This window comes from Acetobacter aceti NBRC 14818 (genome assembly GCF_000193495.2).
GTDB classification, from domain to species: domain Bacteria; phylum Pseudomonadota; class Alphaproteobacteria; order Acetobacterales; family Acetobacteraceae; genus Acetobacter; species Acetobacter aceti.
Map to the genome: position 1 here is coordinate 2,977,944 of NZ_AP023410.1, position 12,316 is coordinate 2,990,259.

Sequence of the window (12,316 nt, forward strand, 5' to 3'; positions counted from 1 at the left end):
GATGATGGATTTTGCACACTGGCTGCCGATCATCTGGGCCGTTATCCTGATCGCTGCGATCTCGATCTATGTCATTCTTGACGGGTTCGATCTCGGCATTGGCATGCTGTTCATGCTCGAACGGGACGAGACACGACGCAATGTCATGATCAGCACGATCGCTCCGGTCTGGGACGGTAACGAGACATGGATGGTTCTGGGGGGCGCCGTGCTCTACGGTGTTTTCCCCGGCGCTTATGCCACGCTGCTGCCCGCCTTCTATCTGCCGATCGTGCTGATGCTGGTTGCCCTGATCTTTCGTGGTGTCGCCTTCGAATTCCGCGTAATGACCAGAGGCACACCCCGCGCACGACACTGGGATCTTGGTTTCATGATCGGCTCGGCGGTTGCCGCGTTCTGTCAGGGATCGGTCCTCGGCGGCGTGATCCAGGGCGTCAAGGTTACTGACGGCGCTTTTTCAGGCGGATCACTCGACTGGCTGACACCATTCACCATCCTTTGCGGACTGTCGGTGATGTGCGGTTATGCCCTGCTTGGCGCAACGTGGCTGGTATGGCGGACGACCGGCGTTCTGGAAGCCTCTTGCCGCCACTGGGCAGGCCGACTGGCGATCGGGCTGTTCACATGTATCGTCGCTGTCAGCTTCTGGACGCCCCTGCTGCATGCGCCTTATCTCCGCCGCTGGACGGAATGGCCGAACATCCTGTTCGTGGCCCCGGTGCCTGTACTCGTGATCGTGTTTGGTCTTCTGCTGGCTGCAAGTCTGCGAAAAGGGCATTCTCGTGTGCCTTTCCTTTGCGCTCTTGGCTGGTTCTTTCTGTGCCTGTCCGGTCTTGGCATTACCGTATGGCCCTATGCCGTGCCGCCAACACTGACCCTGTGGGACGTGTCGTCGCCGCCTTCCAGCCAGTTCTTCCAGCTTGTCGGGACCGTCACCCTTCTGCCGATCATCCTGACCTACACAATTTACTCCTATCGCGTGTTTCGCGGAAAAGTGTCTGAAGCCGATGGCTACCATTGAAATTGTAAAGGGTGACGGTTCGCGGGCGTCCCGTCACCTGAGCATCCGGTTGGCGTGGCTTATCGCCATCTGGATTGTCAGTACCGCCGCATTCTTTATCGCAGCCTCGTTACTTCATCTTCTGGTGCCCAAATGAAAAATGCATCTCTCCTGATGGCCGAAAGAACAGGCACAATGTCTGAAAGCCCCATGATTTTCGAATTCGAGCGCGACTTCGCCGGTTCGCTGCGTTGTATTCCCATGATTACGCGGCAAAAGCTCGATATTGTCGGCATCAAGATGACGCTTCGTCAGTGGAGCCGGCTGTCGCGTGAGGAACGGGGCAGGCTGGTGGAGATGTGCTGCGATACGCCCGCGGAACAGGAAGCATACCGCGCCCTTGTTCTGGATCTGATTGCGGCACGGGCGGATGAGCCTGTGCGCTTTCTGCCCCCTCTGACGTTTGAAGACTGGCGCGAGGCGGATCAGATGCCGGAAGCGGTATCGATACAGGCAGAGGCGGACGGTGTGCCAGTTCCCACGCCGCAGCAATGGGCAGCGTTATCGCCGCTTGAGCGATTTGCGCTGATCAAGCTCGCAAGATCGAAGCATGAAAATGAAAATTTCGTGCCAGCATTGAAAGAGTTCGGCATCCTTCAGGGAGAGGGTTGATATCATGAGCAAAGAAAAAGAATCTGAATTCAAGCCCTATCATCATCCTGCTGGTGGATGGGGAGCCGCGAACGCGACAGCCAAGGTCCTTATGGAACAGAGTGTTCTGGTCAAGGGATCACGCGGTCTGCTGGCAATGAACCAGCCGGGCGGCTTCAAATGCCCGAGCTGTGCTTTCCCTGATCCCGATCATCGCAAGACACTTGAATTCTGCGAGAACGGTGCCAAGACGCTGGCGCATGAGGTGACCAAGGCGCGCGTCACGCGGGAGTTCTTCGCCCAGCATACCGTCACGGAACTGATGGAGCGCAGCGATTACTGGCTGGAGATGCAAGGGCGTCTGACCGAGCCCATGCGCTATGATGCGGCAACCGACAAATACGTTCCGGTCGCTTGGGACGATGCGTTCGCGTTGATCGGCAAGCATCTTCAGGCGCTCGACAGTCCGCATCAGGCGGAGTTCTACACATCCGGCAGAACGGCCAATGAAACGGCGTTTCTCTATTCCATCTTCGTGCGTGAATTCGGGACCAACAATTTCCCCGACTGCTCGAACATGTGCCACGAGCCGACATCGCGGGGACTGCCGCCAGCCATTGGCATCGGCAAAGGCACGATTGTCATGGCCGATTTCGAGCATGCCGAGGCAATCTTCGTTATCGGACAGAATACGGGCACCAATTCCCCACGCATGATGACGAACCTCGTGGAGGCGCGCAAACGCGGCATCCCGATCGTGCTGATCAATCCGATGCCCGAACGTGCGCTGATCCGCTTCACCGAGCCGCAGGACATCCTGCAGATGGGGACGTTTGGTTCAACCGCGATTTCCAGCGAATTCGTGCATGTGCGTATTGGTGGCGATCTGGCCATTTTCAAAGGCATGATGCGCGCGCTGTTCGAAGCCGAAGAGCGTGGTGAGAAGGTTCTGGATCAGGACTTCATCGCGGAGCACACAGCGGGACTGGAGGCTCTGCGTGCGGATGTGATGTCAGTCTCCTGGGCGGATATCACCCGCATATCCGGAGTGTCTGAAGAACAGATCCGCCGGATTGCCGGAATTTACGCCAAATCGAACGCGACGATCATCTGCTACGGGATGGGACTGACGCAGCATCAGGAAGGTTCTCATCTTGTTCAGCAGGTGGCGAGTCTGCTGCTTCTGAAAGGGAATTTCGGAAAGAAGGGTGCAGGTATCGCCCCGATCCGGGGGCATTCCAACGTGCAGGGCGACCGCACGGTCGGCATCGACGAGAAGCCAACGCAGGCCTATCTGGATCGCGTGCGGGATGTCTTCGGGTTCGAGCCGCCGCGTGAGCACGGTCATCATGTCGTCGAAGCGGTCGCGGCCATGGAAGAAGGCACGGCAAAGGTTTTCTTTGGCATGGGTGGGAATTTCGCTCGCGCCATCCCGGATACCGAGCGTTCCTATGAAGCGATGGGACGGCTGAACCTGACGGTCAACGTCACGACCAAGCTGAATCGTGGCCATCTGGTTCACGGCAAGGACGCACTGATCCTGCCGGTCGTGTCCCGCTCCGAGATTATCCGGACAACCAAGGGAGAGCAGTTCGTCACCATCGAGGATGCGATGTCGAACGTGACCCCGTCGCGCGGTGTGTTCGAACCGGTCAGCCCGGATGTGAGACCGGAAACCGAGATCATCTGTCGCGTGGCAATGGCGACGCTGCCTCATTCGAAAACAGCGTGGGCAGATTATATCGAGGATTATACGCTGATCCGTGACAGGATTGCGGAGGTCTATCCCGAGATTTACACCGGTTTTTCGGAGAAAATGAAAGATCCTCACGGTTTTCATCTCGATATTCCACCGCGCCGACGCGTGTGGAAAACGCCGAACGGCAAGGCGAACTTCATTGTCATGCCGGGACTTGAAGTCAACGACGTCATCGAAGATCCGGCCATGCTGCGTCTGGCGACGATCCGTTCGCACGATCAGTACAACACCACGATCTACAGCAATAGCGACCGGTATCGTGGTGTGTACAACAACCGCCTCGTCATTTTCATGAACAAGGAGGATCGTGAAGATCGGGGGCTGGAGAACGGAGCGGTCATCGGTCTGGAAACCTATAGCGAGGACGGACGCCGTCGGTACGTCGATGGGCTGACGATCCTTGACTATCCCATGCCGCGTGGCGCCATCGCGGGGTATTACCCGGAACTCAATCCGCTTCTGCCGCTTGATTTTTATGACGAGATCAGTGGCACGCCAGCCGCCAAGGCCATTCCGGTCAAAGTGGTGCCGAGTATTGCCTCGGCGGCGCCAATCCGGATCGCTGGCTGAGTATGTCCCATTCAATGCGGCGTTATCCCTCTGGGGGTAATGTCGCGGATGGAAAGCGAAGACCTTAGAACATGAATGCAGAACTCTTGCCGGTCGTCAGGCCCACAAAAGACCAGCTCAATCGACCGCTCAGGGATCTACGCATTTCCGTGATGGATCGGTGCAATTTTCGCTGCTCCTATTGCATGCCGGATTCGATTTATCATGAAGGTTTCAGTTTTCTGACGCCTGATGAACGGCTGAGTTTTGACGAAATCGAACGGGTGGCACGGGTAGCGGCTGAACTGGGCGTGACCAAGTTGCGGCTGACCGGAGGAGAACCACTGCTTCGTCCGAACCTGCCGGAACTGGTGGCGCGGCTTGTGCGGATTCCGGGGATCGAAGATATCGCGCTCACGACCAACGGGATGCTGCTGGCGCGTCAGGCTGCTGCACTTCGTAAAGCTGGTCTGCACCGTGTGACCGTGAGTCTCGATAGTCTGGATCCGACTGTGTTTGCGCGCATGAGCGGCGGACGCGGTGATCTGCAAACCGTGCTGGATGGTATCGAGGCAGCGCGTGCAATCGGTTTTCCTCATGGAGTGAAGATCAACACGGTTGTGCAGCGTGACGTGAACGACGCGGGTATCCCGAAACTTCTTGCACACTTCCGGCATACAGATGTGATCGTACGCTTGATAGAATATATGGATGTCGGCAATCGCAACGGCTGGGACCGTGCTGACGTCGTAACCTCGCGCGAGATGATGACGCGGATCGATGCGCTCTGGCCTCTTGATCCGGTGTCCCCTGCTTATCGTGGCGAAGTCGCTGCCCGTTACCGCTATGTCGATGGTGGTGGAGAGATCGGGTTCATCTCCTCGGTCAGTGCGCCGTTTTGCGGAAATTGCTCGCGGGCGCGGCTCTCTTCAGATGGGCAGCTATTCACCTGTCTCTTCGCCACGAAAGGCACCGACCTGCGGACAGTCCTGCGTGATGCCGATCATGCGGGTGAGGATGAGCCGCTCCGACAGGCGCTGGCGGGCATCTGGCATCGTCGCACCGATCGATACAGCGAAGAGCGTCAGGAACGACGGTCCCGGGCTGAAGCTTCTCCTGAGGATAAGGCGGGGGAGAAAATTGAAATGCACTATATCGGAGGGTGATGCGATGAATGGAGAAAGGCCGGTTTTCATCCATGACATGGTGATCCGCGAGGTGCGTCTTGTCGGCAAGATGATGTCTGTGACTGCGGTTTTATGAAGCCTCTCTACGGACTTGTTCTCGCGGGCGGTGTCAGCCGCCGCATGGGACAGGACAAGGCGGCGCTTGCTTATCAGGGGCGACCGCAACTTGACCGTGCGTTCAGCCTGCTTGCGCCGCGCGTCAGCCGCTGTTTTGTATCCCTGCGGGAAAACCAGAAAACCGATGCCGTGAGATGCGTCTATCCCGGAATCACCGATAGGTCTCAGGAAATCGGACCTGCCGCAGGTTTGCTCGCCGCTTACGAGGAATATCCTGATGTCGCATGGCTAGTACTGGCATGCGACCTGCCGTTTCTGGACGCGCCAACGCTCGATGCGCTGATTCAGGCCCGTCGGGAGGGATATACGGCTGTTGCGTTCCGAAGTGAGCATGACGAGTTACCGGAACCGTTCTGTACCATCTGGGAACCTGAGGCTCTGGAAATATTATCTCATCAGGTAGCGTCTGGCAGGGTCGGGCCGCGGCAGGCGCTTTTCAGCGGCGTTACAGGTCTTTTACCTCCATGCACCCCCGGCGCACTCGACAATATCAATACACCCGAGGAGCGGGAGCAGGCTGAAGTCAGGCTTGCCCACTGGCAGGAGCAGATATGCCAAGGATAGAACTCGAATATTTCGCACAACTGGGTGAACAGGCTGGTCGTCGCGTCGAAACGAGAGAGACGTCGGAGACCACGGCGGCAGCGCTTTATGAGGAACTTCGTGCGGCATATGGCTTTGCGCTTCCTGCCGGGCAGATGCGTGTTGCCGTGAATGCGGCTTTCCGACCCTGGACCCAGAGTCTGAAAGAAGGGGACCATGTGGTGTTCATTCCACCGGTCAGTGGCGGATGAGCCGCTTTCTGATTGCCGACACGACCGTCGACATCGGCGCGCTACGGGAAACGCTTCTGAAGCCAGAGGCTGGCGGTTTCTGCACTTTCGAGGGATGGGTGCGACAGACGAACGATGGAAGGCTCGTTTCAGCCATCGAGTATGAGGCGTTTGCACCTCTGGCTATTTCCGAAGGACGGTCCATTCTCGACGAGGTGAGGGAACGTTTTGACATCACGGCGACCTGCGCGATGCATCGGACGGGTTATCTGCCGGTTGGTGATCTCGCCGTATGGATCGGTGTTGCCGCACCCCATCGCGATGCCGCATTCAAGGCCTGCCGTTACGTCATTGATGAGATCAAGCGTCGCGTGCCGATCTGGAAACGCGAGCATTATGTGGATGGTCAAATTGAATGGGTGGCCTGTCATCATGTCGGCTGAAACGGCAGGTCTGTCCGGTAAGGGCGGTGGTTGCGCGCCATGATTCCCTTATTTCATACAACGAAAGTGACGGGCCTCGATTGTCCAGAGCAGGAGTTCGACCTGAATATCGCCGATGAGGTGCCGGTCAAACTTGTCTTCAATGGAATATTTCCCTACGGCGTGATGATGCTGACGCCGGATCATCTGACGGATTTCGCATTTGGTTACTGTCTGACGGAACGCATTATTGAGAAGGCAGAACAAATACGATCGGTCGTGATGACGGAAAGTGAAGATGGTCCGACGCTTGATATCACGGTTTCGGGTGACTGCTTTTCGGCGTTGTTGCGGCGCAGACCCCGAGCCCAGACCGGGCATTCGAGCTGTGGGATCTGCGGCAGCGACGATGTGCCCTCAGTGGATGCGAGCTGTCAGTCGCCTTTTGTGCTCAATCCCAGGATTTCGTCGGCTGCGATCCGTCGTGCGTTGCAGGATCTTGACCGCTGGCAGACACTGAATACTGCGACACGCATGGTCCACGGAGCAGCGTGGGCAAACGGGGAAGGCGAGATTCTTCTGATCCGGGAAGATATCGGTCGCCACAATGCGCTCGACAAGCTGATCGGTGTTCGTATGCGCAACGGCACGCTTTCCGACGACGGAATCTGTCTACTCACCAGCCGTTATTCCTATGAAATGGCGCTCAAGACAATATGCGCGGGCATGACCACTGTTGTCGCAGTATCAGCCCCGACTGAGCGTGCTTTTCGGCTGGCCGAGCGGATGAACCAGACGTTGATTGCAATCGCCCGGCATGACCGGCAGTTCGTCTTCTGCGGCGGTGAACGTCTGACGGGGCGATGATACCATCGGTTGAGACAGGAGTTGTTGTGCAGGAGCAGCGCGTGTCAGTGCGCCATGCCAGGGTATGCATTGCATGGCCTCGTCGAGAATGGAGTCGAAACAAGGACTGTGATGCCTTCGGCATTTCCGGTTCTGGCTGCTCACCCTTGCAGAGGCGCATGATATCCTGAAGAGCATCAGTGCATTACCCCATGAAGTCTCGGTTACGTGGCAGGCGATCGTATGAAGCATCAAGTTCGGCTTCATTCCGACAGCCGTGCATATCGTCCTGCTACTGCTGGAGGCCATGTAAACACAGTGCGATGATTTCGCGATCGAAGTGAATGTCCTTCCCAACGTAATAATCATCGACAAGCTGGTCAGCAAGGAACTCGATATATTACGATCAGTGCTCTCTAGGCGAAACAGGTGCTCTTCAACATCATAGAAACCGGGCTGCTTCATATCGCCTTTCCATTCCTCCAATCAGAACCGGAGGAGTGGAATCACAGAAAGCGACTCAAAACCCAGTTTTTTAGAGTCCTTCACGGCACAGAAATCCCGCTACAGGACCTTGGTTTATTAGAAAAATATCGTCCTATTATAGAAATAATTATAATGAAAATTAAATAAAATTCATTTCTGTTGTGTTTGTCGGATTTTTATAAAATATAGATATTTTTTATAAAATTTATTTTCTTATTGGTATGTGAGCTTTTTCTTTATTAATGAAATTATTTTGTCATAGCGACCGCAAGAAATTATATTGTTGTCCTTTTCTAATCTAAACTTCTCCCACTCACCAAAATAAGCTCCTTTTATAATGGCTTTATTGTTTTCATTAATCGGAGACGATGTAACAACACCATTTTTCTGAAAAGATATTCCGCAAAGGCTTTTATCACCAAGGAAATCCAGCATCAAAACTGGCGATAAGCTGTCCATCCCGTCAATATGTAGCACAGGCGCGTCTTTATGGGCTACAATCAGGAATATAGTATTTCCTGAAATAAATGCATGTACTGGGTGAGTAAAAGGCGTGCCGTTTCCACTGCTACCAAACCAGAGCGCACTTTCTTGTGGATGAATATAAGCCTCTAACCCTCTGTGATCATAAATTTTATATGGACCATCAATATCCATAGCCTGTGAAGGAATATTTTCTTTTTCCCAATCAGAAAATTCATAAAGAAAGTTATTTTTTACTTTTCCACAGACCCAATTATCAATAAATGAGACTAATTTTTTGGGATTGAGAACAGAAAAAGAACCACCAAAATGCTCTTTTCCTTCAATCGAATAGTCTTCTATATGGTAGTAAGAAATCTTTGCTTCGTTGACAGCATCAAAAAGTGCATATGATCGGTTGATTTTTTTTGAAAATGATAAAGCAAGGCCATTAGTGCCCTTACTAAAAGCGCTATTATGAAATGCAGATCCAACAAACCCTGTTACGTTTTTATTTCTGAAAAGACAGAGCTGATCGCACAAAGATAAATTCTCTGGACTTACAATAGAAAACCCATCGTTCCTTAAACTCTCTGATATCTCCTTTTCGTTTTTTATGTACAATCCCCCGTATTTTAAATTTTCTCTTGTAATATATACATTTTTTATTGAACGCAATTCTGGATCCGAATGCTGCATCGCCTTATCGCCAATTGATTGATAAAATTTGGCCAGTTCGTCATTTACGCAATTCCTATCCATCATGGGAGATTCTGCAACGATAAGATTTTTAATAATTACCGGAAATGTAAAGACTACAAAATCATTTTCGTCTATATCAAGAAGAAATAAAAATTCACGAAACCAAACCAGAGAAAGAATTTTTTCTCTGCTTAAATGGCTATTTAAAGCAATTTTATAGCCCATACTTTTAAATTTTTTGTAGTTCCACCACCGAGGCAGCGTATCCATTATAAAATGACCGTAATGGCCTACAAAAAAACCTCCCCAATAAATATCTGAGATAGAAGGAAAAGCACTTCTTGGGTTGAATTTTCCAAGAATATAATGTTTTTTCCCCATCACATAATCTAGTTCAGGCCCTCTGAATAGAGATCCTGCGGATATGATACGCCCATATTTATCATAAATACCAGAAAAATCCTCAAGTAATCTTTCACTGGAGGGGATGGCGAGGGCCGTTTTATATTCAAATACTTCCATGTCCTCACTAATAAGATCATATGATAGATTTTCACGTTCACATGGGGCAATCATGAATATTCCTTCGTGTAGACTTGGAAATTTTAAAATGGCAAAATAAATATATCACGAAAACATAAGAAAATTACTTAAAATTTCCTGTTTTCTCGTAACCCATGCTCAATATAATGGGCAAAGCCATCCCATCCAGAATGAGAAATATCGGGATTTAAAGAGAGGTAGCTATCGGCATTAAAGACAGTTCCAGCGAGTGGAGGTGCTTCCATTTCAAAAAATCCAGCTCCAAATTCCTGTAAAAAATCCCTCTTTTCCTCTTCGTTATTCCATGCAGAACGGTAAATAGGCTCTTTCTCCAAGGCTGTCAGAAGATTTGCATTTCGCTCCAGATCGGCCTTCTGGCCAGAGCTTTTTGCTTCCTTCAATTCAATACCGCTGTCCATTAGATAAAATCTATTATGCATTTCTCCATTCCAGAGGACACGCACTCCTCCAAAACCGGCTCTTAAAAATCGCAGGGAAAAATCTGTATGTTCATGCCCGTAACGCCCAAATCGGGTATCCATATAACCTACAGATGCCAAAGCTTTCGCATTCTGCGCTAGCAACATGCCTCCGATCATGTGCCCCACCCCCAGATTCATGGCGGTCATCGGGCGTCGTGGAGACGATCTGTCATAAAAATGAGGCACATAATTCACATGACCAACACGGTAGCTGCCGTAAGCCCACTCTTGTGCCCAGCCAAACATATTTGGAAAAACATCATCATCCATTAAAATAATGGAATCTGCTCTGCAAATATTAGAGAAAAAGAAAAGCCCTCTGTTTTTGTTCCAGGCAATGCCTTTATTGCTTCCTCCTATAACTGTGACTCCCAATCGTTTTAACGCTTCAATTGTTCCATCCGTCGATCCATCATCGCATACAACCAGGAAATAATTCTCTTTTGTAATTTGCCTTATTCTTTCGACAAGGGCGCAAACCATTTCTTTTCTATTGTATGTTGTAATTGCAATACCTATCTCGCATGCTTTCGGAACCATACCTGTTGCTTTCTTTTTTTGATGAGTAAAGTAAACAAACTCATAAATTCTCTTAGCTGTTTATACTGAAATTTTCTGGATTTTTCAAGGTTCTATCGGAGTTGAAACAAGAAAAAGTGTTTGGTTCTCAGTTGGATTTTGGTAGCCGTGAAGTGGCATGACTATAAAATATCGTAATCAGAAGTTGGACTTCATGCTATTGTTCATAGTCCCAGCTTTAGTCACAAGATCTGGAGGTTTGGCTTTCTGTTGGTGATATGGCGCGTTTAGGCATGACTGAACAGATTTTTACGAGTGCCTTTCCTGGCTGGGATGAGTGAGAGGCAGATATAGTATAATGTATGCTTGATGACATTGGTTGTGATGATTGTTCAGTCTAATGCAAATTATTCTTGTGAATATTTCAAATATTTGTGTAATGGAATGCATTATGTATTTTGTGTCTGAAAGATGCGGTGGGGATGGATGATTGCTGCGCGCAAACCGTATCCATCTGATGTCAGTGACGAAGAATGGTTCCTGATTGTCCCATACCCTTCTGATGAAAGAAGATGCGGAACAACGCCATCATGATGTACAGGAATTGTTCAACGGTCTGCGGTATGTGATCTGTTATGGTATTGCATGGCGATCGATACCCTGGGGCATCTTCTGGCTCTGCATATAATTTCGGCAAACAGGGGGACCAGACAGAAACCGGTCCATACTGAGGCCATTTCGCAGCCGACAGACGGGGTTTCGTGTTACTACCCTCTTGCTGGATTGTGGAACGGTCTTTCGCGTGGGCCACGCGATGCAGAAGGCTGGGCAAGGATTACGAACGCTGCGCCTCGCCACTTGCTGCAATGCACATGATCGCTTTCGCAGGCTTCAGGCCCGGAAACGCAGTGAACCTCCTCATGCAAAGTGCATAACATCCTCCACAGGCAATCAGGTAGTTTCCTTGATTCAAAAACGAAATTCTACTGTATCGAGAGGGGGCTGAGATTTATTCAATCCTGATAAAACATGTATATTAGATTAAGAGACGTATAAGCAGAAACTGTCAGAAGTATATACTATCAGAACGGTGCAACAGAATCCAGTAATTGCTGACCATACCGTGGTGTTTGCAGAATGGACAGTTGTCCACGCCCACCATAGGAAATCCGGGCTTCGGCCATGCGGTCATGCGTAACTGTGTTGTCTGCCGTGATGTCCTGTGGTCGGACAACACCCGTTACCTGTAGTTCACGGAGTTCGCTGTTCACGCGGACTTCCTGCCTTCCCACAACGACGAAATTACCGTTGGGAAGGACCTGTGTGATCGTGCCTGCTACTCTGACGGTTACTGTTTCGTTTCTGCTGATCCGTCCGGCGGCGGTGTTGCTGTTGTTGCTGGATGTTGAAAGAGCGCCGGAACCCAGGATGTGTGAAATGGCTTTTCCGTGGAATCCGAAAAGGCTCGGTATACCCATGCTTTCGCTACCGCCACCACTTGCGCTTGTATTATCAACCATCGTGGCATTGTCAGTGATGTCAACTATGACGGTCACAAGATCACCGACCTGTGCAGCACGCTGATCCTTGAAAAACGCTCGGCTCCCTGGTCTCCAGAGACTGGCGACCTCAGCCGGAGGTGGCTGGAGGGGAGGCATGGGCATCGTGACAGGCCTGTAGGCCGTGTCACGTGTCGGATCCTGCGTCCGCGTCATTGCCGGAGGATGTCCGATTTCGCTCAGACTTCCAATGCCACCATTACAGGCTGACAGGCTGAGGAGAGGGAGAAGCAATAAAGAACGTTTCATGAAAAAAATC

At 51.3% G+C, this 12,316-nt stretch carries 12 protein-coding genes and 1 pseudogene; 10 read left to right on the top strand and 3 right to left on the bottom strand.

Features of this window, described 5'->3' with window-relative positions:
• Window position 1: 1 nt before the first annotated feature.
• The 9 genes from cydB to fdhD all read left to right on the top strand — a co-directional run bounded on the left by cydB (window position 2) and on the right by fdhD (window position 7,325).
• Entirely contained in the window at window positions 2-1,021 is a 1,020-nt protein-coding gene (gene cydB / locus EMQ_RS13690) for a cytochrome d ubiquinol oxidase subunit II (RefSeq protein WP_010668463.1), read from the top strand.
• Entirely contained in the window at window positions 1,008-1,157 is a 150-nt protein-coding gene (locus tag EMQ_RS13695; RefSeq protein ID WP_010668464.1) for a DUF2474 family protein, read from the top strand. The genes cydB and EMQ_RS13695 overlap by 14 nt, the downstream gene beginning before the upstream one ends.
• A 53-nt stretch (window positions 1,158-1,210) precedes the next feature.
• A complete protein-coding gene (locus EMQ_RS13700) occupies window positions 1,211-1,672 on the top strand; it encodes a nitrate reductase associated protein (protein ID WP_026200007.1) in 462 nt (153 codons plus the stop codon).
• A gap of 4 nt (window positions 1,673-1,676) precedes the next feature.
• Window positions 1,677-3,980, top strand: coding sequence for an FdhF/YdeP family oxidoreductase (locus tag EMQ_RS13705; protein WP_010668466.1), 2,304 nt, complete (start codon window positions 1,677-1,679; stop codon window positions 3,978-3,980).
• A 71-nt stretch (window positions 3,981-4,051) separates the two neighbouring features.
• Entirely contained in the window at window positions 4,052-5,125 is a 1,074-nt protein-coding gene (moaA, locus tag EMQ_RS13710; RefSeq protein WP_081617490.1) for a GTP 3',8-cyclase MoaA, read from the top strand.
• A gap of 93 nt (window positions 5,126-5,218) precedes the next feature.
• Window positions 5,219-5,827, top strand: coding sequence for an NTP transferase domain-containing protein (locus EMQ_RS13715; protein ID WP_010665955.1), 609 nt, complete (start codon window positions 5,219-5,221; stop codon window positions 5,825-5,827).
• Complete coding sequence (locus EMQ_RS13720; RefSeq protein WP_010665954.1) at window positions 5,815-6,057, top strand: MoaD/ThiS family protein; 243 nt, start codon at window positions 5,815-5,817, stop codon at window positions 6,055-6,057. The genes EMQ_RS13715 and EMQ_RS13720 overlap by 13 nt, the downstream gene beginning before the upstream one ends.
• Window positions 6,054-6,479, top strand: coding sequence for a molybdenum cofactor biosynthesis protein MoaE (locus tag EMQ_RS13725; protein ID WP_010665953.1), 426 nt, complete (start codon window positions 6,054-6,056; stop codon window positions 6,477-6,479). The genes EMQ_RS13720 and EMQ_RS13725 overlap by 4 nt, the downstream gene beginning before the upstream one ends.
• 39 nt (window positions 6,480-6,518) lie before the next feature.
• Window positions 6,519-7,325: a formate dehydrogenase accessory sulfurtransferase FdhD gene (gene fdhD, locus EMQ_RS13730; RefSeq protein ID WP_010665952.1), complete on the top strand. Its 807-nt coding sequence runs from the start codon at window positions 6,519-6,521 to the stop codon at window positions 7,323-7,325.
• 678 nt (window positions 7,326-8,003) lie between these two features.
• Here the strand turns inward: fdhD and EMQ_RS13735 are convergent.
• Window positions 8,004-9,530, bottom strand: a complete 1,527-nt coding sequence (locus tag EMQ_RS13735; protein ID WP_018307837.1) for a glycosyltransferase family 61 protein — start codon at window positions 9,528-9,530, stop codon at window positions 8,004-8,006.
• A gap of 74 nt (window positions 9,531-9,604) precedes the next feature.
• Entirely contained in the window at window positions 9,605-10,519 is a 915-nt protein-coding gene (locus EMQ_RS13740) for a glycosyltransferase family 2 protein (protein ID WP_018307836.1), read from the bottom strand.
• Window positions 10,520-11,250: 731 nt separating this feature from the next.
• Between EMQ_RS13740 and EMQ_RS17415 the strand changes: the two are divergent.
• Window positions 11,251-11,433 (top strand): annotated as a pseudogene (locus EMQ_RS17415) (IS5/IS1182 family transposase); the annotation flags it as partial.
• A 147-nt stretch (window positions 11,434-11,580) separates the two neighbouring features.
• On the opposite strand, the gene flgH reads toward EMQ_RS17415, so the two are convergent.
• On the bottom strand, window positions 11,581-12,306 hold the full coding sequence (gene flgH / locus EMQ_RS13750; protein WP_026200006.1) for a flagellar basal body L-ring protein FlgH: 726 nt from the start codon (window positions 12,304-12,306) through the stop codon (window positions 11,581-11,583).
• Window positions 12,307-12,316 lie beyond the last annotated feature (10 nt).

Excerpts from the sequence above, each read along its gene's own strand:
- cydB (WP_010668463.1), top strand. The coding sequence starts at position 2 with ATGATGGATTTTGCACACTGGCTGCCGATCATCTGGGCCGTTATCCTG.
- EMQ_RS13695 (WP_010668464.1), top strand. The coding sequence starts at position 1,008 with ATGGCTACCATTGAAATTGTAAAGGGTGACGGTTCGCGGGCGTCCCGT.
- EMQ_RS13700 (WP_026200007.1), top strand. The coding sequence starts at position 1,211 with ATGATTTTCGAATTCGAGCGCGACTTCGCCGGTTCGCTGCGTTGTATT.
- EMQ_RS13705 (WP_010668466.1), top strand. The coding sequence starts at position 1,677 with ATGAGCAAAGAAAAAGAATCTGAATTCAAGCCCTATCATCATCCTGCT.
- moaA (WP_081617490.1), top strand. The coding sequence starts at position 4,052 with ATGAATGCAGAACTCTTGCCGGTCGTCAGGCCCACAAAAGACCAGCTC.
- EMQ_RS13715 (WP_010665955.1), top strand. The coding sequence starts at position 5,219 with ATGAAGCCTCTCTACGGACTTGTTCTCGCGGGCGGTGTCAGCCGCCGC.
- EMQ_RS13720 (WP_010665954.1), top strand. The coding sequence starts at position 5,815 with ATGCCAAGGATAGAACTCGAATATTTCGCACAACTGGGTGAACAGGCT.
- EMQ_RS13725 (WP_010665953.1), top strand. The coding sequence starts at position 6,054 with ATGAGCCGCTTTCTGATTGCCGACACGACCGTCGACATCGGCGCGCTA.
- fdhD (WP_010665952.1), top strand. The coding sequence starts at position 6,519 with ATGATTCCCTTATTTCATACAACGAAAGTGACGGGCCTCGATTGTCCA.
- EMQ_RS13735 (WP_018307837.1), bottom strand. The coding sequence starts at position 9,530 with ATGATTGCCCCATGTGAACGTGAAAATCTATCATATGATCTTATTAGT.
- EMQ_RS13740 (WP_018307836.1), bottom strand. The coding sequence starts at position 10,519 with ATGGTTCCGAAAGCATGCGAGATAGGTATTGCAATTACAACATACAAT.
- flgH (WP_026200006.1), bottom strand. The coding sequence starts at position 12,306 with ATGAAACGTTCTTTATTGCTTCTCCCTCTCCTCAGCCTGTCAGCCTGT.